The sequence below is a fragment of the Frigidibacter sp. genome (genome assembly GCF_030695035.1).
Classification (GTDB): domain Bacteria; phylum Pseudomonadota; class Alphaproteobacteria; order Rhodobacterales; family Rhodobacteraceae; genus Frigidibacter.
This window is the reverse complement of the sequence record NZ_JAUYTT010000008.1, coordinates 563,668-586,933: the sequence shown is the minus strand read 5'-3', so window position 1 is coordinate 586,933 and position 23,266 is coordinate 563,668. Positions and strand designations below refer to the sequence as shown.

Here is a 23,266-nt window from a genome sequence, read left to right as displayed (position 1 = left end):
CTTGTGATCTGCCCCAATATAGGAAAAAATTCCCCATCAGCGCCATACACCCTTGCTGATAAGGACATTTGTTCCGATACTGCGCCGCAGAAGACCGGGTGTCTTGGAAAACGGGGAAAAGGCGAATGTCAGTCCGCATAGACGAGATGGATCGGAAAATCCTTGCCGAACTGCAGGAGGATGCCGGCCAGTCGCTGGACGAGATCGCCCGCAAGGTCGGCTCCTCCAAGACGCCGGTCTGGAACCGCATCCGCAAGCTGCGCGAGGCCGGCGTGATCGGCCGCCAGACCATGATCCTCGACGCCGAGGCGCTGGGGCTCGAGGCCTGTTTCTTCGTGCTGATCCGCACCAGCGAGCATGAGGCCGACTGGCAGCGCCGCTTCCTCGGCACGCTCCGCGCCCGCCCCGAAGTGCTGGAGGCGCATCGCCTTGCGGGCGATATCGACTATATCCTCAAGGTCCGCGTCAAGAACGCCCGCGCCTATGACCAGTTCTACCAGGCGCTGATCTCCGAGGTGAAGATCCACAACGTCACCGCGCTGCTGTCGATGGAAGAGATCAAGTCCACCACCCTCCTGCCGCTCTGATCCTTCGTTTTGGTCCAAATATCCTCCGGGGGTCCGGGGGTGGAAAACCCCCGGCGCTTGCACCGGGCGCCCCGCGGGGCCACATAGGGGCCACAGACAGGGGCGATGATGAACACCGAACTGATCCTCTCCACCTATAACAGCCCCCGCGCGCTGGTGCTGACGCTGCTGTCCGTGGCGCGGCAGACCCGGCGGCCGGACTCGGTCTGCGTCGCCGATGACGGCTCCGGCCCCGAGACGGCGGCCGCCATCGCCGGGGTGCAGGCGCGCTTCCCGGGCCTGCCGATCCGGCATGTCTGGCACGAGGATCGCGGGTTCGAGAAGAACGTGATCCTCAACAAGGCCATCGCCACATCGCAGGCCGAATACCTCGTCTTCATTGACGGCGACTGCCTGATCCACCCCGGCTTCATCGCCCGCCACCTGGAACTGGCGCGCCCCGACCGCTTCCTCTCCGGCAGCCTGATCCGGCTCGACACGCCGACAACCGAGGCGGTGACCGAAGACGACGTGTTGCAAGGCCGCGTCTTCGACCGCGCCTGGCTCGCCCGCACCGGCACCCTCGGGCGCTTCAGCACCCGCCTGAAGGCCGGCCTGCTGCCCAAACCCGCCGGCCACCTGCTGGAAGCCATCTATCCGGTGGGCCGCAACTGGTGCGGCGCCAACGGTTCCGCCTATCGCTCCGCGATCCTCAAGGTGAACGGGCTCGACGAGACCATGAAATACGGCGGCGGCGACAAGGAGTTCGGCATTCGCCTCGAAAACTCCGGCGTGAAGGGCCGCCATGTCCGCTTCACCGCGCCGCTGGTCCATCTCGACCATCCGCGCGGGTACAAGGATGCCGAGAAGATCCGGGCGCACCGGGCGCAGATCCGCCTCGCCCGCAAGTCCGGCAAGATCTGGGCCGAAGCGGGGATCGACGGCTGGATGTGATCAGGCGCCGGCGATGGCGCTGCGCCACAGGGCCAGATTGGCCGGGAGCGAGAAGGCCTCGGCCTCCTCCAGCGCGGCGTGGCGCAGGGCTGTCATCCGGGGCGCGTCGTACAGCAGCGGCTTCAGCGCCGCCAATCCCTCGGCATCGGCATAGACAAGTCCGGTGTCGCAATGGCGCACGGTCGCGGCATAGAGCGGGCTGTCCTGCACGACCACGGGCAGGCCAAGCGCCATGAACAGCGTCGCGCGGTTTTCGGACTTGAAGCTTGACCAGCGGTCGCCTCCGACCGGGATCACGCCCAGATCGAACCGGCTGATGTCTGCCGCGACGGTGGCCTCTTGCCAGCGGATATCTGCTTCGGGATGGTCGCTGATTGCTGTCACCTCGAAGGGCGCGCGGGGGCCAAGCTCCTGCAGCATGGCCCGCAAGGCGACCAGCTGGTGCCAGTTCTTGCCATTGCCGACCCAGACCGCGCGATAGACCGGCCGCGGCTGCCAGGGCAGGGCGGCCCGGTCCCGGTCCCAATGTTCGACCGGGTCGTGGATGCGCAGGCAGGGCCGGCCGGTTTGCAGGGTGATCTCGTCGCACAGCCGCCGCGATGGCGCGATGAACAGATCCACCTGCGGCGCGAAGGCCAGCCCCCGCGGCTCGTCGCATTCCACATAGATGACCCGCCGGCCCATCATCTTGCAAAGGCCCATCAAAAGCCCTGCAGAGCGCCGCCCCGTCTTCTGGAAGACAATGGTGCGCGCGCCCGATCTGTGGATCCGCCACAGCAACCCCGGCAGCTCGCTCAGGCGCAGGCCACGACTGTACTGCCTCGGCCTGCGCAGCAACACCGAGCTCTCCCCGGCAGCGCAGAGTGCCTCGTGCTGCAGATAGCATTGCAGCCGGGAACTGGCCGATTTCCGTGGGCCGGCCGGCACCCAGCCCACGGCGGGAAAGATATGCTGCTGCGCGGCGGCGGAACCGCTGGCGGTGGCGGGCGGGGCTGGTGCCGCGGAAAGGGCTTTGATAGGCGTGGTCATGAAGGGCTTTCGGCGCAGGGTGGCTTGGTCTAACCGTGGAGCGCTGGCCGTCGCTTGGCCAACTCTCGGGATCGGAAGGTAACAGCACGAGATGCGCATCGCCATAGCCACCGGCGGCTATCACAAGCCGGGCGAGACCTTCGTTAACCGCCATATCGAGCATCTTTTCGGCGGCGACACGGTGGTGATCGCCAACAAGCTGAACGGCAGCAATCCCCATGGGCGCCCCGCCATCCGCCGCTCGCGGAAAGGCTTCGGCGCGGTGGACCTGTGGCAGCAGCCGCTGGCCTCGGTCATGGGCAAATGGCGCTATGGCGCGACTTCGGTTCCCTACGGTCAGACCCGCCGCGCGCTGGAGGCGTTCCTGCGCGCCGAGCGGGTGCAGGCGATCCTGTGTGAGTTCGGCCCCGAGGCTGTCGCGCTGGCCCCGGTCGCCAATGCCATGGGCCTGCCGATCTTCACCTACTTCCGCGGCTATGACGCCTCCAAGGACCTGCGCAAGCCCCGCAACGTCACCGCCCTGCGCCAGACCATGCCGCGGCTGGCGGGGGTGTTCGCGGTGTCGCAATTCCTGCTCGACAACCTCGCGCGGCACGGGATTTCCCACCCGCACAGCCAGGTGATCCCCTCGGGCGTGGCGACGGGGCGGTTCCTGCCGGGGGACAAGCGCCCCGGCAGCTTCCTCGCCGTGGGCCGCCTGATCGACAAGAAGGCCCCGGACATCACCCTGCGCGCCTTCCTTGCCGGGGCGGCGGCGCATCCCCATGCCATGCTCGACATCGTCGGCGACGGCCCGATGCTGGAGCCGCTGCGCGCCATGGTCGCCACCGCGGGCATGGGCGGGCGTGTGACCCTCCACGGCGCGCTGCCGCATGAGCAGGTGCGCGAGATGCTGGCCCGCGCTCAGGTCTTCGTCCAGCACTCGCTGACCGACGCCAAGGGCAATACCGAAGGCCTGCCGACGGTGATTCAAGAGGCGCTGTCGGCCGGTTGCATCGTGCTCTCCACCCGCCATGCCGGCATCCCCGAGGCGGTGGTGGAAGGCGAGACCGGCTATCTGGTCGAGGAACGCGACGAAGCGGGCTTCGCCGCCCTCATCCGCGGCGTGCTGGACGGCAGCCTGCCGACGGAGGGCATGGCGGGCCGGGCGCGCACACTGGCGGTGGAGCGCTTCGACAATGGCCGCCTGCTGGCGCTGCTGGAGGAACGGTTGCTGGCGCTGATGCCTGCCTCTCGCTGAGGGCAGCGTGGGCGAGGCTTGGCGCCGGTTAGTCCGTCACAGCCGGCCCTATCGGGAAGTGCAGTCCCCGCCGCTTTGCCCACCGCCACCGCCAATAGGCCGCGGTCAGATAGCGGGCCTTGGATTTCGGCCGGCTCTGCAGCTTCATGGCCAGCCGGCCCGCGTCGATGTTGGACAGGACGCCTGGCGCCGGATGGCCGACGATCCGCGGCGCCACCAGGGCTGCGCCCAGACGTTCCAGCGGCATCGGCCAGTCTGCGACGTCGCAGACCGGATTCGTCGCCCGTAGCAGCGCTTGCGCTGCGCTGCGATCAAGCGTGTAACCAGTGGCCAGACCCGGCGTCTGCGCCAGCCGATGTGCCATCAGCCTCTGGCCCAGAGGTCTCGGGGCGGGCCAGACATAGGCGGCGCCGTAATCCAGCAGCAGCATCGGATAACCGCGATAGGCTCCGCTGCGCACAAAGCTGGCGAAGGCGGGGCCGACCTGCGCATCATCCTCTAGAACGATGCAGCCCGGCTCATCGCGGGCGATAATTATCTCGTAGATATGTCGGTGCGACAGCGCGCAGGCGAACTCTGCATCCGTCAATGGCCTGCGGCGGCGGCGCTCTGCGGTGGCGCGATCGATCCGCGCCTCCATGTCAGGGGTGCAGCCCGTTCGGCCGTCGAATCCGAAGCTCAGCTCATAGGCAAGCCCCAACTCCTCAAGCCGGCGCAGCAGCGGCGCTCGTCGGTTGATGTCGGTTTCGAGGGTGACGATACGAATCGTCCAGTCTGCCTTGCTCACATCTGCGGCCCTTTTCCTGACGAGGCACACTGGCTTAGCATGGTGGGGCGGCCCGTGGAACTGCCGCTCGGATGGCGGGGGAGGCGCACCTCAGCGCGTCACCACCACCCGCTCCAGCCCGTGAAAATGGTAGAGATCCGCATAGCGCGGCTTGCCCTTCAGCCGCAGCCCCGGCAGCCGCGCGAACAGGATCGGCAGCGCCACCTGCAGCTCCAGCCGCGCCAGAGGCGCCCCGATGCAGAAATGCGCGCCGCCGCCGAAGGCGAGGTTCGGCTTCACCAGCCGGTCGAGGATGAACCGCTCCGGCCGCTCCCAGGCCTGCGGATCGCGGTTGCCGCCGGCCAGCAGACAGCCGATCCGGGTGCCGCGGGCGAAGGGGTGGCCGGCGATCTCCATGTCCTCATGGATCCAGCGCAGGAACAGGTGCAGCGGCGGGTCGTAGCGCAGGATCTCCTCCACCAGCGCCTCGATCCGGTCCGGCGCCAAGGCCTCTGCCGGCACCTTCGCCTCCAGCAAGCACTTGATCCCATTGCCAAGCGTATGCACCGTCGCCTCATGCCCGGCATTGAGCAGCAGGATGCAGGTCGAGATCAGCTCCTCGGGCGACAGCTGATCCCCCGCCGCGATCAGATGGCTGATCAGGTCATCCCCCGGCTGCCGGGTCCGGTCCGCCACCAGCCCGCGCAGGTAGTCCGAGAAGGCGAGGGCGGCGGCCACGGCGGCATCTTCCGCCCTACGGTCGCGCCGCGCCTGATACATCCCCACCATCGCGTTCGACCAGGCCACGAGGTCCGGCGCGCGGCTCTCCGGCACCCCCAGCAGCCGGGCGATCACGATCACCGGCAGGTGCTGCGCGAAGCCTGCCAGAAGGTCCACCGGCCCCTCTGGCAGTGCGTCGATCAGCTGATGGGTCAGCGCCGCAATCTCGGGCGCGAGCCCGGCGATCCTGCGCGAGGTGAAGGCGCGCAGCACCTGGCTCCGCAGCCGCGTCTGCTGCGGCGGGTCCAGCTCCAGCATCGAATGCGCCTCGATGGCATAGAAGGGCGCGAGATGCGGGGGGATCGCGGGTGCGAATTCCGGCGGCGGCGCCCGCCCCAGCCGCCGGTCGCGCAAGATCACCCCGATGGTCGCGGCGCTGGCGGATACCGGCAGGCCGTAATCCTCCCACATCACCACCGGGCCCGCCGCGCGGACCCGGTCATAGAACGGATAGGGGTTCTGCACGAAGGCCGGATCGGTGGGGGATTGCTTCAGAGTTCGCATGAAGATCGCCCCGCAAGATGCCAAAAAGATTGGGTCTTCAAGCCGTCTCCAGCGCGGTGACGATCGCCCCGAAATCCACCGCCTTCAGCGACGCGCCACCCACCAGCGCGCCATCGACATCGGCAATCGCAAAGATCTCGGCAGCGTTCGAGGGCTTGACCGACCCGCCATAGAGCAGCCGGAACGCCTCGCCCTCGGCCCCGAACCGCGCCACCAGTTCGGCGCGCAGGAAGCCATGCACCTCGGCGATCTGGTCATTGGTGGGGGTGCGCCCGGTGCCGATGGCCCAGACCGGCTCATAGGCGATCACGGTCGTCGCCCCCGTCGCCGCATCCGGTACCGATCCCGCCAACTGCCCGCCGATCACCGCCAGCGTCGAACCGGCATCCCGCTCACCTTCCGTCTCGCCCACGCAAACCACCGCGACCAGATCGGCGGCATGGGCCGCCTCGGTCTTGGCCCGCACCATCGCATCGCTCTCGGCATGATCGGCGCGCCGCTCGGAATGGCCAAGGATCACATGGCTGGCCCCGGCATCGGCCAGCATGTCGGCCGAGATATCGCCGGTATGCGCACCCGAGGCCTTGGCGTGGCAATCCTGCCCGCCGACGGCGACCGATCCTGCGCCGGGCCGGGCGGCCATGCGGGCGATCAGCGTGGCGGGCGGGCAGATCAGCACCTCGCAGGCCGGGGCAGGGAACGCCGCCACCAGCGCATCGAACTCGGCCAGAGAGGCCGCCATGCCGTTCATCTTCCAGTTGCCAGCCGCCAGTTTCTGCCGCATCGCCATTCTCCTGTCTCAGGGGTCGGGGACAGACTAGGCAAGCCGGGCGAAGTTGGAAATGGGCAAATGCAGATGCAGCGATCAGGCCCCGGATCAGGCGGCAGGTTCGTCCTTGAAGCGGATCGACTCGCCGCAGCCGCAGGCTTCGGCCACATTGGGGTTGTTGAACTTGAATCCTGCTTCCAGCAGCGAGGTTTCATAGTCGATCTCGGTGCCGAACAGGAACATCTGCGCCATCGGCGCGATCATCACCCTTGCGCCGCCCTGTTCCACCACCTCGTCCATCGGGCCGGGTTCGGCGGCGATTTCCATCGTGTATTCCATCCCCGCGCAGCCGCCCTTCTTGACGCCGATGCGCAGGCCATGCGCGCCGTCCTTCGCCATCAGCCGCGCAATCTGGGCGGCGGCGGCGGGGGTGATGGAGACGGGGGATTGGCCGGGGATGCCGAACATGAGGCGGTCCTTATTGGGGGGTAGTCCTTCTGGTGTCGTCTCCAACATAGGGCGCGGATGTCGAAATCTCAAGCAAGCGCTGCCAGAAGCCGCGTGGTCGCCAGCGCGGCGAGGATCGCCCAGCCAAAACTCGCCAGCGTGCCGATGATGACATATTCGGAAACCGCCCGATCCTCGGCGGCGGTGACGGTGCCAAAGCGCAGGATGGATTTGGCGGCGATCAGGAAGCCGATGGCCTCGGGCTGGCCGGCGGTCATCAGCACGAAGATCAGCCCGCGCTCCAGCAGGCCGATGACCTGCCCGCCCTTCGGCAACCCCTCGGGCGGGCGGGTATCGGCAAGGCCCGCCATCAGCATGCCCACCGCAAAGCCCCCGGCGCGGGTGGCGAGGACCAGCCCGGCCAGCCAGAGGAGCGCACTGAGAACGGCCCCGGCATCCGGCAGCAGCACCGGCCAGTATCCGCTGGCCCAGAGGTCCGGCATCAGCACGGCCGCCAGCGCCAGCGTCGCCAGATGCGCCGCCTGATCCCAGAGGAAGGCCCCCAGCCCCGGCGGCAGCCGCAGCTTCACCGCGTCGATCAGCAGATGCGCCGCCGCCAGTGCCAGCAGTCCAGGCGCCGCCGGCTGGCCGGTGACGGCCTGCGCGGCGGCCAGCACCAGCGCGCTGTGCAGCAACAGCACCCCGGCGCGGCGCTTGTGGGTGACCATCCAGCGGGTCTGCAGCACGAAATCGGCAAGGATATGCGCGATCAGCAGGGCGGCGAAGGTCTGGATCATGGGGCCTCTCTCGCGCTGCGGTCGTCTTCCCAGGCGGTGATCGCGTCGCGCAGGCTCTGCACGGAACCGGCCGAGAGGCGATAGCTGACCGCCTGCGCAGTGATGCCGAGCTTTTGCCCGATCTCCTCCAGCGTCGGGGCCGGGTAGGGCAGCGCCAGCGCCGCCGCCTCGGCCTGCGGGCGCGTCCAGCGCAGCACGATATCCTCGATCAGCTGCACGATGATCTCGTCCCGCGGGTCCACGTCCGCTCCGGCGATGGCAAAGCGGCGCGTGCGGCGCATCCTGTCCAGTGCATGGCCCGAAGCGGTGAGCGCCGGACCTTGCGCATCCGACAGGTCGGTGCTGCCGAGGCTGCCGACCGGGCCGAGCCCGATGGCGATGCGGGTGTTCAGCAGGCCTTCGCTCGCGCGCAGGCAGGCGTGAATATAGAAGGAGGCGCGCAGCGCCAGTTCGGGATCGGTGCGCATCTGCCAACCATCGCCGCGAAACCGGGTGAAGCGGGCGCTGCCGCGCTGCCAGCGGGCGATCTCCTGCGCCGCAGCGGCCAGACGCGCCATCGTCGCCTCCAGCGCCTCGGGGGCGTCGGTGGAGCCGATCAGGTCTCCGGTCAGGATGGCGGCGGGTTCGGTCATGGGATAAAGCCTAGTCGCTTGATCCAAGCTTATCAAGCTCTGAGGCTTGATAACCCCCACATCAATCCCGCAGGCTTGATGCCCGGCACATCAATCCCGCAGGCTTGATGCCCCGCATATCAAGCCCAGAGGCTTGATATGCGGCAACTCACATGAACCCCAGTTCCAGCCGCGCTTCATCCGACATCATGTCCATGCCCCATTGCGGCTCCCAGGTCAGTTGCACATTGACCATCTTCACCCCGTCCAGCGGCTCGATCGCCTCGGCGACCCAGCCGGGCATCTCGCCCGCCACCGGGCAGCCGGGTGCAGTCAGGGTCATGATCACGTCGACCTCGTTCTCGGCATTGATCTCGATCGTGTAGACCAGCCCCAGATCGTAGATGTTCACCGGGATCTCCGGGTCGAACACAGAGCGGCAGGCATCCACCACATTGTCATAAAGCGGATGGTCGGTGCTGGACGGCTTGATCAGCGGCGTGCCTTCAAGCGGGTCGGCAATCGGGTTGGCGGCTTCGGCGTTCATGGCACTCTCACTGGGTTGTTGAGGGATTATATAGGGAATACCCGCGCCCCGGTCCAGTGCCGCCGACCAAAGCCTTGCTCAGCGCGCCTTGCTTCGTTTTGGTCCAAATATCCTCGGGGGGCGCGGGGGGCAGAAGGCCCCCCGCTTCTTTCGTTTCATGCGGGGCAGAAGGCCCCCCGGCGCCGGCCACAGGCGCCTACGCCCCCGGGTCGCGCCGCTTCCGCGCGGGCGCCGGCCGCACCCGCCGCTCGATCTCTTCATACAGAATCTGCGCCACATTCCGGCCCGAGGCGCTTTCCACGCCCTCGAAGCCCGGCGAGGAGTTCACCTCCAGCACCTTCGGCCCGTCATCGGATCGCAGCAGATCCACCCCCGCCAGCCCCAGCCGGAAGGCGCGGGCGGCGCGGAGCGCCACGTCGCGCTCCTCGCGGGTCAGCTTCACCGGCTCGGCCCGGCCACCCTGATGCAGGTTCGACCGGAACTCGCCCGGGGCGGCGACGCGGCGCATGGCGGCGGCGATGCGCCCGCCGATCACCATCGCGCGCACATCCTCGCCGCCCGCCTCGCGCACGAATTGCTGCACGAGGAAATCCGCCTTCAGCCCGCGAAAGGCCGAGATCACCGATTGCGCGGCCTTGCGGGTTTCGGCCAGCACCACGCCGCGGCCTTGGGTGGATTCCAGCAGCTTCACCACCAGCGGGGCCGCGCCCACCAGGTCGATCAGGTTGCCGGTATCCTTGGGCGAGGAGGCGATGGCGGTCACCGGCATCGGCACCCGGTGGCGGGCCAGTACCTGATGCGCCATCAGCTTGTCGCGGCTGGCGAGGATCCCCTCCGAGGGGTTGACGACGAAGGTCCCCGCCGCCTCGAACTGGCGCAGGATCGCCGCGCCATAGGCAGTGACGGACACGCCGATCCGCGGCACCACGGCGTCATAGCGGGGCAGGCGCTGGCCGTCATACCACACCGCGGGCTCGGCGGCGTTGATCGCCAGATAGCAGCGGGTGGTGTCGAGCACCTCGACCACATGGCCGCGCGCCTCGCCTTCGGTCACCAGCCGCCGGGTGGAATAGGCGCCGCCCTCGCGCGACAGCACGGCGATGCGCAGGGTGCGGGGCGGGGCAGCGGTCTTCATCGCGGCGGAGTGGTAGACCTCGTATCCCAGCAGTGGCTGCACGAAACTTTCCTGCGGGCGCACCGTCACATCCTCGGCCAGCGCCTGCCGGCCGATCAGCATCCGGTAGGCCATCAGGCCGCGGTCGGTCAGCGTTACCTCCACCGGCCAGCGCCGCTCACCGATCTGCAGCTCGGTGCGGATTACATAGCGGTAATCCATCTCGCCATTGGACGAGATCACCTCGCGCCGGTCGATGGCGCGGGCCGAGCAGGGGATGGTCACGTCATTGCGCCCCGGGATCGGGTGAATGGCGAAGCGGACCTTGGGGGCGTTGATCGGGCCGAAGGGCTCGATATCGAAGGCGTGCAGCGCCGAGGTGCGCGCCCCGGTATCCACCTTGGCCTTCAGCGCCGGCAGGCCGAGCCCGGGCAGCGCCACCCATTCCTCCCATCCCAGAAGGAAGGGGGCCTTTTCGCCGGGCTCTCGCATATCCTTCATGTCCTCGTTCCTTTGGGGGCCGGGGCCTTTGGGTGTCCCGGCTTGGATTCCCCCCAGAATCGTCTATCAGGGGGCGCCCCGTCCAGATGGCCGGGCAGATGAGGCCCCAGATGACGCAGAAGTTCGACTTCCATGTGACAGCCACCGACGGGGCCGCCCGCACCGGCGCGATCCGCACACCGCGCGGCGAGATCCGCACCCCCGCCTTCATGCCGGTCGGCACCGCCGCGACGGTGAAGGCGATGCTGCCGGGCAGCGTGCGCGAGACCGGGGCGGACATCTTGCTGGGCAACACCTATCACCTGATGCTGCGCCCCACGGCAGAGCGGGTCGACCGGCTGGGCGGGCTGCACCGCTTCATGAACTGGGACCGGCCGATCCTGACCGATTCCGGCGGCTTTCAGGTGATGAGCCTTGCCGCGCTGCGCAAGCTGACCGAGGAAGGCGTGCGTTTCAAATCGCATATCGACGGGTCCAGCCATTTCCTGACGCCGGAGCGGAGCATGGAGATCCAGCGGCTGCTTGGGTCCGATATCGTGATGTGCTTCGATGAATGCCCGGCGCTGCCGGCGACGGATGCCGAGGTGGCGAAGTCGATGGCGCTGTCGATGCGGTGGGCGCAACGCTCGCGCGATGCTTTCGGGGACCGGCCGGGCCATGCCCTCTTCGGCATCATGCAGGGCGGCGTGACGCGCGAGTTGCGCGAGGAAAGCGCCGAGGCGCTGAAGGCGATCGGGTTCGATGGCTACGCGGTCGGCGGGCTCGCGGTGGGCGAGGGGCAGGAGGCGATGTTCGGCGTGCTCGATTATGCGCCGGGGATGCTGCCCGAGGACAAGCCGCGCTACCTGATGGGGGTGGGCAAGCCCGATGACATCGTCGGCGCAGTAGAGCGCGGCATCGACATGATGGATTGCGTGCTGCCCTCGCGCTCTGGCCGGACCGGGCAGGCTTTCACCCGGCGGGGCGTGGTGAACATGCGCAATGCGCGGCATATGGATGACCCGCGGCCCTTGGACGAGCATTGCACCTGCCCGGCCTGCCGCAGCTATAGCCGCGCCTATCTGCATCATGTGCTGCGCAGCCAGGAGATCATCGCCTCGATGCTGCTGACCTGGCACAACCTGCATTACTATCAGGAGCTGATGGCGGGGCTGCGCGGGGCGATTTCCGAAGGCAACCTTGCGGGTTTCGTCGCCGCCTTCCATGCGCAGCGCGCCGAGGGGGATATCGAGCCGCTCTAGGCTCACCCCAGCAGCCCGACGGCCAGCGCGACGGCAGAGCCGACGAAGCCGAGGCCGATCAGCACCAGCAGCCCGTCGCGCACCAAGAGCCCCAGCGTCATCACCGAGATGGCGGCGCCGAGGATGGAGGAGGTGAAGGGCAAAAGCTCCAGCGCCGGCATGATGCCGCCGCACAGCAGGCAGGTCAGCAGCACGACCTTGTCGAAGGGCGCGCGGGTCAGCCAGGGCATCCGGCGCCCGGTATTCCTGTCGATCCAGCGGGCGGGCTTTTCGATGGTGGCGAGGGCCTTGTCGGTTTTCGGCCCGTCCAGCTTGCGGCGCAGGATCCAGCCCGGCAGCCACAGATGCTTGCGCCCGAACAGCATCTGCGCGGCGATCAGCGCGATGGTCAGGCCGCAGATCGAGGGCAGGATCGGGATGCCGCTGGCGGGCGAGAGCACCAGCAGCGCCGGCAGCAGCATGACGGGGGCGAAGGAGGCGGTGCCCATCGCGGCGATGACCTGATCGACCTCGACCTTGTCCTCCCCCAGCTCGGCGCGGGCCTTCTCGATGACCTCGCCGAGCGAGTCGGGGACGTCATCGGTCGCGGTCTGGGTGGTCATCATCGCTCCTTCGGGTCTGACGGGTGCGAGAGTGCCAGAGGGCGCCCCGCGAGGGAAGCCAACGGCTCGCAAGCGGCGGCGGTTCCGCCTGCGCCGGGCGGGCGGATTTGCACACCCCCCTGTGCGGGGCGGCAAAGAGGCTGCGCAAACGCCTTGAAACATGGGGTAGGGGGGCGTTGGCGCCTTTGCCGCGGCGCGGCGCGGGGGCCTTTGCAGCGGCGGCATGGCGCCCTACCTCAGGGGGAGACTACGCGTTCCCGAAAGGACCGAAGACATGACCGAAGCCCTGTTCACCCCTGTTGCCCTTGGCGACATCCAGCTTGCCAACCGCGTGGTGATGGCGCCGCTGACGCGCAACCGTGCCGACCCCGACACCCATGCCCCGCATGACCTGCATGTGACCTATTACAGCCAGCGCGCCAGTGCCGGGCTGATCGTGACCGAGGGCAGCCAGATCTCGCCCGAGGGCAAGGGCTATGCCTGGACGCCGGGGATCTACAGCCCCGAGCAGATCGCCGGCTGGAAGAAGGTGACGGACGCGGTTCATGCCAAGGGCGGCAAGATCGTGGTGCAGCTGTGGCATGTGGGGCGTGTGTCGCACAGCTCGCTGCTGGACGGGGCCGATCCGGTTGCGCCCTCGGCGGTTGCGGCGGGCAGCCGGACCTTCGATGGCAAGGGGTTCGTCGAAACCTCGGTGCCGCGTGCGCTGGAAGAGGGCGAGATCGCCCGCGTGGTCGAGGATTACCGCAAGGCGGCGATGGCGGCCGATGCGGCGGGCTTTGACGGGGTCGAGATCCACGGCGCCAATGGCTACCTGATCGACCAGTTCCTGCGCGACGGCGCCAACCAGCGCACCGACGGCTATGGCGGCAGCATCGAGAAGCGCAGCCGCTTCCTGTTCGAGGTGCTGGATGCGGTGACGGGCGTGCTTGGCGGCGGGCGCACCGGGCTGCGGCTCTCGCCCTTCTCCAACGCCAACGGGCTGACCGACAGCGACCCGATGCCGCTGTTCACCCATGCGGTGAAGGGGCTGAACCGCTATAATCTCGCCTTCCTGCATCTGGTCGAGGGTCAGACCGGCGGCACCCGCGAGCTGCCCGAGGGCTGCAGCATCGACGCGCTGCGGGTGTTGTTCGACGGGCCCTATATCGCCAACAATGGCTATGACCGCGAGATGGCGATCAAGGCGGTTGCCGAGGGCAAGGCCGATGCGGTGGCCTTCGGCAAGCTGTTCATCGCCAACCCCGACCTGGTGGAGCGGCTGCGCGTGAACGCGCCGCTGGCCGAGGGGAACACCGCAACCTATTACGGCGGCGGCGCGGAAGGCTATACCGACTACCCCACGCTGGAAGATGCCAAGGTCTGAGCCACGGCCTTAGCTTGCCGCTGCGCGGTTGATCCTGCGCAGCGGGGGCCGCGTATTCCCTGAACCCCGCGCGGTTTTGCCCGCGCGGGGCCTTCGCGCGTTGCAATGTAGCTTGAACCGGACGCCCGCACCCGTCATTCTGGCGGGAACTACCGCGGGAGCCCCGCTTGAAACGCCCCGCCGCTGCCCCCAGATATTGGGACTGAGAAGCGGGGAGGGCCAAGCGCTGCCAATACTGGGGCCAGCGCCCTCCTGCCGAGAAGAGGATAGAGCATGAACGAACCCCTTGCCTCCAGCTACCCCGTGCTGCCGCTCCGCGACATCGTGGTGTTCCCCCATATGATCGTCCCGCTGTTCGTGGGCCGCGAGAAATCGGTCCGCGCGCTGGAGGAGGTGATGGCTGACGACAAGCAGATCCTGTTGTCCAGCCAGATGGACCCCTCGGTCGATGACCCCACTGCAGACGGCATCTACCGGACCGGCGTTCTGGCCTCGGTGCTGCAGCTGCTGAAACTGCCCGATGGTACCGTGAAGGTTCTGGTCGAGGGCCGCGGCCGGGTGAAGATCACCGGCTTTGTCGAGAATGAGAACTTCTTCGAGGCGACCGCCGAGCGGCTGACCGAGACCCCCGGCGACGCGGATAGCGTGACGGCGCTGGTGCGGTCGGTCGCGCAGGAATTCGAGCGCTACGCCAAGATCAAGAAGAACATCCCCGAAGAGGCGATGGCGGCCGTGGCCGAAAGCCGCGAGCCGGCCAAGCTGGCAGACGTTGCCTCGGGCCATCTGGGCATCGACGTGTCGCAGAAGCAGGACCTGCTGGAGACGCTCGACGTGGCCGAGCGGCTGGAGAAGGTCTATGGCCTGATGCAGGGCGAGATGTCGGTGCTGCAGGTCGAGAAGAAGATCAAGACCCGCGTGAAATCGCAGATGGAACGCACGCAGCGCGAATATTACCTCAACGAGCAGATGAAGGCGATCCAGCGCGAACTGGGGGATGGCGACGAGTCGCAGAACGAGCTGAACGAGCTCGAAGAACGGATCGCGGCCACCAAATTCTCGAAAGAGGCGCGCGACAAGGCGCAGGGCGAGCTGAAGAAGCTGAAGTCGATGTCGCCGATGTCGGCCGAGGCGACGGTGGTGCGCAACTATCTCGACTGGCTGCTGAGCCTGCCATGGGGCGTGAAGTCCAAGGTCAAGAAAGACCTGGTGGCGGCCGAGAAGGTTCTCGATGCCGACCATTACGGGCTGGAAAAGGTCAAGGAGCGCATCGTCGAATATCTGGCGGTGCAGGCGCGGAGCGCGAAGCTGAAGGGGCCGATCCTGTGCCTCGTCGGTCCTCCGGGCGTGGGCAAGACCTCGCTGGGACGGTCTGTGGCGAAGGCCACGGGGCGTGAGTTCATCCGCATCAGCCTTGGCGGCGTGCGCGACGAGTCCGAGATCCGCGGCCACCGTCGCACCTATATCGGCTCCATGCCCGGCAAGATCATCCAGGCACTGAAGAAGGCCAAGACCACCAACCCGCTGATCCTGCTCGACGAGATCGACAAGATGGGCCAGGACTTCCGCGGCGACCCGGCCAGCGCGATGCTCGAGGTGCTGGACCCCGAACAGAACGCGACCTTCATGGACCACTATCTCGAGGTGGAATATGACCTGTCGAACGTGATGTTCCTGACCACGGCCAACAGCTACAACATGCCGGGCCCGCTGCTGGACCGGATGGAGATCATCAGCCTGGCCGGCTATACCGAGGACGAGAAGCGCGAGATCGCCAAGCAGCATCTGGTGTCCAAGCAGGTCAAGAACCACGGCCTGAAGAAGGGCGAGTTCTCGATCACCGATGAGGGCCTGACCGAGGTCATCCGCAGCTATACCCGCGAGGCCGGGGTGCGGAATCTGGAGCGGGAGATTGCCAAGCTGGCCCGCAAGGCGGTGACCGACATCCTGAAGGGCAAGATCACCACGGTCGAGATGGGACCGGAGCAGGTGGAGAGCTATCTGGGCGTCAAGCGCTTCCGCCATGGCCTGGCCGAGAAGGATGACCAGATCGGCGTCGTGACGGGCCTCGCTTGGACCAGCGTCGGCGGCGAGCTGTTGCAGATCGAGGCGCTGAAGCTGCCGGGCAAGGGCCGGATGAAGACGACGGGGAAACTCGGCGATGTGATGAAGGAGTCTATCGAGGCTGCCTCCAGCTACGTGCGCTCCATCGCGCCGCAGATCGGGGTCAAGCCGCCGAAGTTCGACACGATCGACATCCACGTCCACGTTCCCGAAGGGGCAACCCCCAAGGACGGGCCGAGCGCCGGCCTTGCGATGGTGACCTCCATCGTGTCGGTGCTGACGCAGATCCCGGTGCGCAAGGACATCGCCATGACCGGCGAGGTCACGCTGCGGGGCAATGCGCTGCCCATCGGCGGGCTGAAGGAGAAGCTGCTGGCGGCGCTGCGGGGGGGCATCAAGACGGTGTTCATCCCGATCGAGAACGCCAAGGATCTGCCCGAGATCCCGGACAACGTGAAGGCGGGGCTGGAGATCATCCCGGTCAGCCATGTGCGGGAAGTTCTGGCCAAGGCGCTGGTGCGCCAACCCGAGCCGGTGGAGTGGGACGAGGTGGCCGAAGAGGCGGCCGCAGCCGCCCGCGCCGCCGCGCGGCCCTCGGACCCGGCGCAGATCGCGCATTGATCCGGGGGGCTTCGCGGCGCCTGTGAATAAGGAAGGCGCGTCCCTCGGGGCGCGCCTTTTGCGTGGGGGAGGAGGACAGGTTTCTGCGGCCCGGTCTCATGCCTTGGCGAAGGCCATCGCCTTCGCCATGTCCGGACATCTCAACCCACACCGGACGGGCCCCCAAAGGGCCCGGCCAGCGCCCGCCCCGCCTCTGGCGGGCGCTTCTCGCCCGCCAGGTCGGGCGCTGGCCTCACCCGGTCTCGTGTTGCCGTCGGCTCCGGGTGAACGGTCGCGCACGGGCGGGGCGAGGCAGTGCCTCGCCTGTTCCCGCCCGAACCAGGCGATAGCGTGTTTCGTCCGGCAGGCTGCTGCCAAGCCGCAAACTCGCCCCATAGGCGAAAAATTCCAAACCGAAGGGATTTTCTGGCGCGGGGAAAGGATTTGCGCTACGCTAAACGTCAAAACCACCCTCATTCACAGGCGGATGCCCAGATGACTAAGACGCCGACCAAAGCTGCCCCCAAAGTCACCGCAGCCAAGACGACCGCCAAGCCCGCAGGCGCCCGCGCTTCGGCCGCGGCCAGCGCCAAGGCTGAGATGACCACGTCCGAGCCGGTTCCGGCCGAGCTGGAGACCGGAGCCGCAGAGGCTGGTGCTGAAGTCGGTGCGACCAAAACCCTGCGCAAGAAGGAGCTGGTTGAGCGCGTGGTTGCCGCCTCGGGCGCCAAGAAGAAGATCGCCAAGGACATCGTGGAAGCCACCCTGCAGGTGCTTGGCGAGGCGCTGGCGGCCGGTGAGCAGCTGGTGCTGCCGCCCTTCGGCAATGCCCACAAGACCCGCGAGAAAGATACCCCCTCGGGCGGCTCGACCATGACCGTCCGCCTGCGCCGCGCCGGCGCCAAGAAACCCGGCGCCGAGGGTGAAGAAACCGCGACAGAGGGACTTGCAGACCCGGCGGAGTGACGCTATTACCCCCGCCACCGGGTGATTAGCTCAGTGGTAGAGCGCTTCGTTCACATCGAAGATGTCAGGGGTTCAAATCCCTTATCACCCACCATTATTCCCTGATACGCATGATGCAGGCCTGCCCGATGGGGTGGGCCTGTTGGCGTTTGGGGTGGTTGGGTTGCCCTCGTCGCTGTGACTGAGATCGGGTGTCTACGTTGCGTGGTCTTGAAGAGCCTTGCAGACTTCGGACCGCCCTGTGCGCGACCTATCACCCGGAGCCATTGGCAGCGAGGAACGAGGGCGAGGCGGGCGCTGGCGGGGCCTTTGAGGCCCGTCCGGTGACAAGTGAGAGCGCAGCGCGTGGCGAAGGCGATGGCCTTGCCAAATCGATGCAGGCGGGATGCCGGGCGGCACCTTCTCGCATAGTGCCCCGTTGCTTCGCTCCGCCAAGGGCTGCAGAATTCGGCACTCTTTGGCCGCGTGTCCCCCATATCTCGCATGCCGGACTTGGCCTCAGCCCCCTCCCGAAGCTATCGTCGCCCAACGCCAATTCGCAGGACCGACGGATGCCGACACGCGCCCATTTCGACAGCTACATCCTCTGCGCCACGCCGCGTAGCGGAAGCACCTTGCTGTGCAACCTGCTTGCCGGAACCGGGGTGGCGGGCGATCCGGATTCCTTCTTCATGGCGGAGGTCGATCCTGTCTGGGCCGGGCGGTGGGGGCTGCCCGCGCGCGAGGGGCTCAGCGAGGAGGCCCATGCCGCCGCCTATCTGACGGCCGCCGTCGCGGCGGGCAGGGGGCGGACCGGCATGTTCGGCCTGCGGCTGATGCGCGAGACCCTCGGTGACCTGTCGGCGATGATCGACAAGGTGCATCCGGGCCTGCCGTCAGACAGGGACCGGCTTCAGGCCGCCTTCGGGCGCGTGCTCTACATCCACCTCGCGCGCGGGGACAAGCTGGCGCAGGCGGTGTCGATGGTGAAGGCAGAACAGAGCGGCCTTTGGCATGTTGGGCCGGACGGGGCCGAACTGGAGCGGCTGTCGTCGCCGCGGGAGCCGGAATACGATTTCGGACGGATTGCCGCGAAGCTGGCCGGGCTTGAGGCGCAGGATACGGCGTGGCTGGCGTGGTTCGCGCAGCAGGGGATAATCCCGCTGACGGTCCGGTATGAGGATCTGTCGGCAGATCCGGCCCGGAGCGTCGCGCAGATCTGCGATGCGCTTGGGGTCCAAACGCCCTCGCCGGGCAGCCTGACCCCCGGCGTGGCGAAGCTGGCGGATGCGGTCAGCCTGGACTGGATGGCGCGATTCCGGGCGGAGGCGCGCTAGAGAGAAGCCCACTCCCTCTTGCCCGCCGCGGCCGGCCCCGTTAGAGAGGGCAAGCCTTACGGCGCAAGGGTGATTAGCTCAGTTGGTAGAGCGCCTCGTTTACACCGAGGATGTCGGGAGTTCGAGTCTCTCATCACCCACCAGTCCCCCAAGCTACCCGCGTTTCAGCGACCCACTCCCCGCGCGATAATCGTCGCCAGTTCGGCAATCGCGGCCGACTGCGCGGCGGCGATGTCCTGCGGGTCGGTGCCGGCCATCGGCACTGCGATGGCGAAGGGGGCCGAGGAGGGGCCGGCGGAAACCTCTTCGGCGCGCACGTAATACTGCCCTTCCAGACGGAAGATGTTGTCGGCTCCGGCAAGGCTTTGCTGCACCCGCACCTCGATTTCCGCATCGGGCAGGCCGGCCAGCGGCCAGGGCTCTGCCGCCACGGTGGCGGACAGCGCAGCGTCAAGCTGCCGGGCCAGCGCCAGCGTCAGGCTGCGCTCGGGCAGGTCGGCCCAGAGCGCGCGGCGGGCGTTCTTGACCGCGCCATCCTCGCCTTGCAGGGCGATCTCCGACGCCGCGGCATATTCCGGCAGCGACACGTCGCGCAGCATGATGGTGCGCGCGGCGGTGGTCAGCCGCAACTGCGGGGCCGGCGAGTCGATCAGGTAGCGCGGGGCATTGCCGCAAGCGGCAAGCGCCAGCGTCAGGCCGAGGGTCAGCAGCGTCAGCGGTTTGGCCATCATGTGTCAGCGTCCCAGGATCAAGGAATTCGGATTGCGTTCGATCGTCCGCGCCAGCGCGGTGACGGCGTCGGCTGCCGATTGGATATCGCGCAGCACCGACATCAGTTCCGAGTTGAAGCGCGAGCGCTCGCCATAGCCGGCAATCACCCCGTCTGCGCTGACCACCAGCCCTGACATCCGTTCCGACAGGTCGGGCAGCGAGGAGGCGGCCTCGTTGATCGAATTGGCGGCCGCTTCGGCGGCGCTGATCGCGCTGTTGGCGCGCTCGATGGCGCCGCCGGCGCGGATCTGCGCGAGGAACACCGTCGCCTCTTCCAGCGCGCCGGTGAAGGCGGCGGGCAGGGCGCGCGCCTCTTCGGTGCCGATCAGCGCATCGGCGCTGTTAATCAGTTGGTCGGCTGAGGCCAGAAGCTCCTCCATCGCCAGACCGTCGACCTTTTCGGCGATGGAGCGCACCTCGGCGGTGATGGCGGGGAAGTCGGCCGAGGCGGTCTCAAGGCTGGTCAGCGCCCGGTCGGCGCGGCCGATGGCGGCGATCAGGTTCTCGACCGCCTGGCCTTCCTCGATCTTGTTCAGGATCTCGCGGGCGCTGGTGGTGATGGCCCGCACCTCGGCCGGGATCGCGGCCACGTCTTCCGAGGTGACCAGCGCGCGGGTGTCGTCCAGCAGGCCCACGGCGGCCTCTGGCACGCGGCGGGTGGCCGGATCGGCGGCCAGCATGCGGAAACTGTCCAGCGCGTCGATGGCGGATTGCATCAGTTCCTCGACCGGCAGCGCGTTGATCCGCTCGAACACGCCCTGCGAGGTGGCGGCGAAATCCGACAGCGCGGCTTCGGAGGTGGGCAATTCGGGATAGGGCGCCGCGTCCATGCGGATCGTGGCGGGGGCGACATCCGGAAGCTCTACCAGATCGACCAGCAACCCGCCGGTCAGGATGCTGGCCGTGGTCAGCCGGGCGCGCAGGCCGTTGTTCTGCACGAAGGTTCCCAGAAGCTCGATGGCCTGTTCGGGGGTGGCATCCTCGCCAAGGCCAAGCTTGCCGATCTGCAGCTCCAGATTGGCGCGCAGGCGGACCCGGCGGGCCGCGCCCTCGCCCTCGACATAGGCGCCAAGGTCGGTGACCTGGCCCACCTTCAGCCCGCGGAACCGCACCTCGGCGCCCACCGTCAGGCCGGACACCGACCCGTCGAACACCACCGAGACCGGCAGCGTGGCATCATTGGCCGAGGTGAAGACGCTGTCGCGGGCGGTGTTCTCGTCGGGATAAACCTCGAACGTGTCGCCCGCATTCACCGGATCGCCGCCCGAGACCACTGTGTCGAAACTGATGCCGCCCTCAATGAGGGAGGCGAGGCTCTTCACGTCCAGCTCAACCCCCGAGGGGCCAATTGACACGTCAAAGCCCGAGGCGTCCCAGAACCGCGAGGCGGAAGTGAGGCGTTCAGTATAGGGCGCCTGGATGAAGGCGTCGATCAGGACCCCGTCGCCATCGTCCGCCAGCCGCGGCGCGCCGACCGCGCCCACCTCGATGCCGCGGTAAAGGATCGGCGCGCCGGCCGAGATCTGGTTGCCATCGCGTAGCTTCAGCACGATGGCCATGCCGGTCTGGTCCAGCCCGCCCAGCATGGGGGGCACCTCCAGCCCGGTGAAGCTGTTACGTGCGCCGCTGGACTCGGAATCCCACCGCCCGGCGATGAAGGCGCCCGACAGCACGGTATCAAGGCCGGTGACGCCGCGCACGCTGACCTCGGGGCGCACCACCCAGAACTCGGCGCTGCCGTCGATGAAGGGCGCCACGTCCTTGGAGACGCGGACGTTCACCAGCACCTCGGACAGGCCCGCGCCGAAATTCACCTGCTCGACCACGCCGATGGTCACATCGCGGAATTTCAGCGGAGTCTGCCCGGCCTCGATGCCGGATGCGTTCTGGAAGCTGATGGTGATCAGCTCGCCGCGCCCGGCATAGCTTTGCCACGCGACGCCAAGCGCCGCCGCCAGCGCCACGATCGGCACCAGCCACACGGGCGACAGCTGGTGCCACCAGCGCTTGCGCGCCGGGGTCACCTGCATCTGCGGGACGTCGCTTTGGGGCGATGGGGTCTCGGGGTCGGTCACTTTGGATATCGCCTCATTCGTCCCAGATCTGCCTGGGGTCAAAGCTTTGCGCGGAGAGCATGGTGAAGGCAACCGACAGCGCGAAACTGATGGCCGCAATCCCGGGATTGATGGTTGCCACCGCGTCGAAGCGGACCAGCGAGGCGAGGATCGCCACCACGAACACATCGATCATCGACCAGCGCCCGATGAACTCCACCACCGCATGCAGCCGGTGTTGCGCGTGTTCATCAAGGAATCGGTGGTTGCGGATCGAGAGGGCGAGGAAGGCGATGGCCAGGAACTTGCCGACCGGGATCAGGATGCTGGCGAAGAAGATGACGAAGGCCACGAAGTAGTCGCCGTGGCCAAGCAGCTCTACCACGCCGCCAAGGATCGTGCCCTCGCCGGAATAGGTGAGGGTGCGGGTGATGAGCATGGGGTAGATATTGGCGGGGAAGTAGACGACGAGCCCCGCGAACCACCAGGCCCAGACCCGTTGCAGCGCCCGCGGGTCGCGGCTGGACAGCGGCGCGCCGCAGCGGGTGCAGAGCTCCGTTCCCGGCGCAAAGACCCGGCCGCAGCGGGTGCAGCCGATCAGCCCGGCAGAGCGGGCGGTTGGGGTGGGGGCACCAAGGATCTGGGGGGCGGTCATGCGCGGCTTGCCGCGGCATCGGCGGCCGTGCGCCGCGCGCTCTCGCGCCGCTCGATGGCCTGCCAGACCGATTCGGCGTCCATCACGTCGTCATGCAGCACGGTGACTACCACCAGCCCGCAAAAGGCCCAGAAGGCCGGGCCGGGGGTGACGGTGGCAATGCCGGCGACCTTGACGAGCGCAACCGCGACCCCGATCAAAAAGATCTCGGCCATCGACCAGGGTTTGAGCGCATCGGCGAGCCGGAAGGCCTGTCCGGCGCGGGGCAGGGCGGGGCCGCCGCGCATCATCGGGGCGAGCGTGTAGACGATCAGCGACAGGCGCAGCGCGGGGATCACCACGATCAGCGCCCCTACCGCCACCGACAGCGGCAGCATCATCCCATCCGAGAAAGCCAGCACCGCGTCCAGCACCGAGGCGCGGCTGTGCATGCCCGAGGCAGAGAGGTCAAGGAACGGCATGAAGATCGCGGCCGCCATCAGGATCAGCGCGGTGACGGCCAGCGCAATGATCCGGCTGAAGGCGCGGGCGCGGGGGGCGATCAGCACGGCGCCGCAGCGGGTGCAGATGGCGCGCTCGCGTGGGGCGACCGGCGCGATCTGGTAGAGCGCATCGCAATGCGGGCAGGCGCGCAACCGTTCCAACGCCGCCGGGGCGGGCCCGGATGCTGGTGGACTGTCTTGCTGATGTACGCTTGCCGACACGCGGCCACCCCTGACTGAAACCTGTTGCGCCATCTCAACTTAGAGCCAATCCGCGCAGGGTCCAGTGCCGATGCAAACCCTCGCCGTGACGGCACTTGCCTGCCTTTGCTGGCGCTGTGCCTGTTGCGGCGGCGACTCACGCAGTGTTGACCTTGATTTTGGTTGCCGCGGGCGCACAGGGCTGCACTTGCAGCAGGACCTGCTTCATCGTGACTTGCACGAGAACCCGAATTTCCGCCTACTCCCGCCCGACATCTGCCGCCGACAGAATTCCCGCCCTCCCGCGTATCAAGACGGGACCAGCC

General features: G+C 67.7%; 22 protein-coding genes and 2 tRNA genes. 10 read left to right on the top strand and 14 right to left on the bottom strand.

Annotated elements, in window-relative coordinates; translation table 11 throughout:
* Positions 1-125: 125 nt before the first annotated feature.
* Together Q8S30_RS06960 and Q8S30_RS06955 are read left to right on the top strand one after the other, a co-directional pair.
* On the top strand, positions 126-587 hold the full coding sequence (locus Q8S30_RS06960) for an Lrp/AsnC family transcriptional regulator (RefSeq protein ID WP_161348081.1): 462 nt from the start codon (positions 126-128) through the stop codon (positions 585-587).
* Between the two features lie 108 nt (positions 588-695).
* Positions 696-1,520 carry a glycosyltransferase gene (locus tag Q8S30_RS06955; RefSeq protein ID WP_305665296.1) on the top strand — a complete coding sequence of 275 codons (825 nt, stop codon included), beginning with the start codon at positions 696-698 and terminating at the stop codon, positions 1,518-1,520.
* Here Q8S30_RS06955 and Q8S30_RS06950 read toward each other — a convergent pair whose 3' ends face one another.
* The gene (locus Q8S30_RS06950) at positions 1,521-2,549 is read right to left on the bottom strand and encodes a hypothetical protein (protein WP_305665295.1); all 1,029 of its coding nucleotides are present in this window, start codon (positions 2,547-2,549) and stop codon (positions 1,521-1,523) included.
* Positions 2,550-2,640: 91 nt separating this feature from the next.
* On the opposite strand from Q8S30_RS06950, the gene Q8S30_RS06945 reads away from it, so the two are divergent.
* Positions 2,641-3,789: a glycosyltransferase gene (locus Q8S30_RS06945; RefSeq protein WP_305665294.1), complete on the top strand. Its 1,149-nt coding sequence runs from the start codon at positions 2,641-2,643 to the stop codon at positions 3,787-3,789.
* A 28-nt stretch (positions 3,790-3,817) separates the two neighbouring features.
* On the opposite strand, the gene Q8S30_RS06940 is transcribed toward Q8S30_RS06945, so the two are convergent.
* The 8 genes from Q8S30_RS06940 to rimK all read right to left on the bottom strand — a co-directional run bounded on the left by Q8S30_RS06940 (position 3,818) and on the right by rimK (position 10,625).
* Positions 3,818-4,576 carry a glycosyltransferase family 25 protein gene (locus Q8S30_RS06940; protein ID WP_305665293.1) on the bottom strand — a complete coding sequence of 253 codons (759 nt, stop codon included), beginning with the start codon at positions 4,574-4,576 and terminating at the stop codon, positions 3,818-3,820.
* A 90-nt stretch (positions 4,577-4,666) separates the two neighbouring features.
* Complete coding sequence (locus Q8S30_RS06935) at positions 4,667-5,839, bottom strand: cytochrome P450 (protein WP_305665292.1); 1,173 nt, start codon at positions 5,837-5,839, stop codon at positions 4,667-4,669.
* A gap of 37 nt (positions 5,840-5,876) precedes the next feature.
* Positions 5,877-6,623: a triose-phosphate isomerase gene (gene tpiA, locus Q8S30_RS06930; protein ID WP_371135461.1), complete on the bottom strand. Its 747-nt coding sequence runs from the start codon at positions 6,621-6,623 to the stop codon at positions 5,877-5,879.
* 93 nt (positions 6,624-6,716) lie between these two features.
* On the bottom strand, positions 6,717-7,076 hold the full coding sequence (locus Q8S30_RS06925; RefSeq protein WP_161348086.1) for an iron-sulfur cluster assembly accessory protein: 360 nt from the start codon (positions 7,074-7,076) through the stop codon (positions 6,717-6,719).
* A 68-nt stretch (positions 7,077-7,144) separates the two neighbouring features.
* Positions 7,145-7,852 carry a DUF3307 domain-containing protein gene (locus Q8S30_RS06920; RefSeq protein WP_305665290.1) on the bottom strand — a complete coding sequence of 236 codons (708 nt, stop codon included), beginning with the start codon at positions 7,850-7,852 and terminating at the stop codon, positions 7,145-7,147.
* Positions 7,849-8,484 (bottom strand): hypothetical protein, encoded by a 636-nt coding sequence (locus Q8S30_RS06915; RefSeq protein WP_305665289.1) that lies wholly within the window; start codon positions 8,482-8,484, stop codon positions 7,849-7,851. Before Q8S30_RS06915 ends, Q8S30_RS06920 begins: the two co-directional genes overlap by 4 nt.
* A gap of 148 nt (positions 8,485-8,632) precedes the next feature.
* On the bottom strand, positions 8,633-9,010 hold the full coding sequence (locus tag Q8S30_RS06910) for an SUF system Fe-S cluster assembly protein (RefSeq protein WP_305665288.1): 378 nt from the start codon (positions 9,008-9,010) through the stop codon (positions 8,633-8,635).
* A gap of 196 nt (positions 9,011-9,206) precedes the next feature.
* On the bottom strand, positions 9,207-10,625 hold the full coding sequence (gene rimK, locus Q8S30_RS06905; protein WP_371135460.1) for a 30S ribosomal protein S6--L-glutamate ligase: 1,419 nt from the start codon (positions 10,623-10,625) through the stop codon (positions 9,207-9,209).
* Between the two features lie 110 nt (positions 10,626-10,735).
* Here rimK and tgt point away from each other — a divergent pair, with 110 nt between their 5' ends.
* Positions 10,736-11,866 (top strand): tRNA guanosine(34) transglycosylase Tgt, encoded by a 1,131-nt coding sequence (gene tgt, locus Q8S30_RS06900; RefSeq protein WP_305665287.1) that lies wholly within the window; start codon positions 10,736-10,738, stop codon positions 11,864-11,866.
* A 2-nt stretch (positions 11,867-11,868) separates the two neighbouring features.
* Here tgt and Q8S30_RS06895 read toward each other — a convergent pair whose 3' ends face one another.
* Positions 11,869-12,468 (bottom strand): exopolysaccharide biosynthesis protein, encoded by a 600-nt coding sequence (locus Q8S30_RS06895; protein ID WP_305665286.1) that lies wholly within the window; start codon positions 12,466-12,468, stop codon positions 11,869-11,871.
* 274 nt (positions 12,469-12,742) lie between these two features.
* Here Q8S30_RS06895 and Q8S30_RS06890 point away from each other — a divergent pair, with 274 nt between their 5' ends.
* The 6 genes from Q8S30_RS06890 to Q8S30_RS06865 all read left to right on the top strand — a co-directional run bounded on the left by Q8S30_RS06890 (position 12,743) and on the right by Q8S30_RS06865 (position 18,920).
* Positions 12,743-13,834, top strand: coding sequence for an alkene reductase (locus Q8S30_RS06890; protein WP_305665285.1), 1,092 nt, complete (start codon positions 12,743-12,745; stop codon positions 13,832-13,834).
* Positions 13,835-14,107: 273 nt separating this feature from the next.
* The gene (gene lon / locus Q8S30_RS06885; protein ID WP_305665284.1) at positions 14,108-16,516 is read left to right on the top strand and encodes an endopeptidase La; all 2,409 of its coding nucleotides are present in this window, start codon (positions 14,108-14,110) and stop codon (positions 16,514-16,516) included.
* A 474-nt stretch (positions 16,517-16,990) separates the two neighbouring features.
* Positions 16,991-17,461: an HU family DNA-binding protein gene (locus Q8S30_RS06880; protein ID WP_305665283.1), complete on the top strand. Its 471-nt coding sequence runs from the start codon at positions 16,991-16,993 to the stop codon at positions 17,459-17,461.
* Between the two features lie 19 nt (positions 17,462-17,480).
* Positions 17,481-17,555, top strand: a tRNA-Val gene (locus Q8S30_RS06875).
* Positions 17,556-18,012: 457 nt separating this feature from the next.
* Positions 18,013-18,777 carry a Stf0 family sulfotransferase gene (locus Q8S30_RS06870; RefSeq protein ID WP_305665282.1) on the top strand — a complete coding sequence of 255 codons (765 nt, stop codon included), beginning with the start codon at positions 18,013-18,015 and terminating at the stop codon, positions 18,775-18,777.
* A gap of 67 nt (positions 18,778-18,844) precedes the next feature.
* Positions 18,845-18,920, top strand: a tRNA-Val gene (locus tag Q8S30_RS06865).
* Between the two features lie 21 nt (positions 18,921-18,941).
* On the opposite strand, the gene Q8S30_RS06860 is transcribed toward Q8S30_RS06865, so the two are convergent.
* The 4 genes from Q8S30_RS06860 to Q8S30_RS06845 are packed head-to-tail and all read right to left on the bottom strand — an operon-like array spanning position 18,942 to position 22,901.
* Positions 18,942-19,508: a membrane integrity-associated transporter subunit PqiC gene (locus tag Q8S30_RS06860; protein ID WP_305665281.1), complete on the bottom strand. Its 567-nt coding sequence runs from the start codon at positions 19,506-19,508 to the stop codon at positions 18,942-18,944.
* 3 nt (positions 19,509-19,511) lie between these two features.
* Positions 19,512-21,623, bottom strand: a complete 2,112-nt coding sequence (locus Q8S30_RS06855; RefSeq protein ID WP_305665280.1) for an intermembrane transport protein PqiB — start codon at positions 21,621-21,623, stop codon at positions 19,512-19,514.
* Positions 21,624-21,636: 13 nt separating this feature from the next.
* A complete protein-coding gene (locus Q8S30_RS06850) occupies positions 21,637-22,257 on the bottom strand; it encodes a paraquat-inducible protein A (protein WP_305665279.1) in 621 nt (206 codons plus the stop codon).
* Complete coding sequence (locus Q8S30_RS06845; protein WP_305665278.1) at positions 22,254-22,901, bottom strand: paraquat-inducible protein A; 648 nt, start codon at positions 22,899-22,901, stop codon at positions 22,254-22,256. The genes Q8S30_RS06850 and Q8S30_RS06845 overlap by 4 nt, the downstream gene beginning before the upstream one ends.
* Between the last annotated feature and the right edge of the window lie 365 nt (positions 22,902-23,266).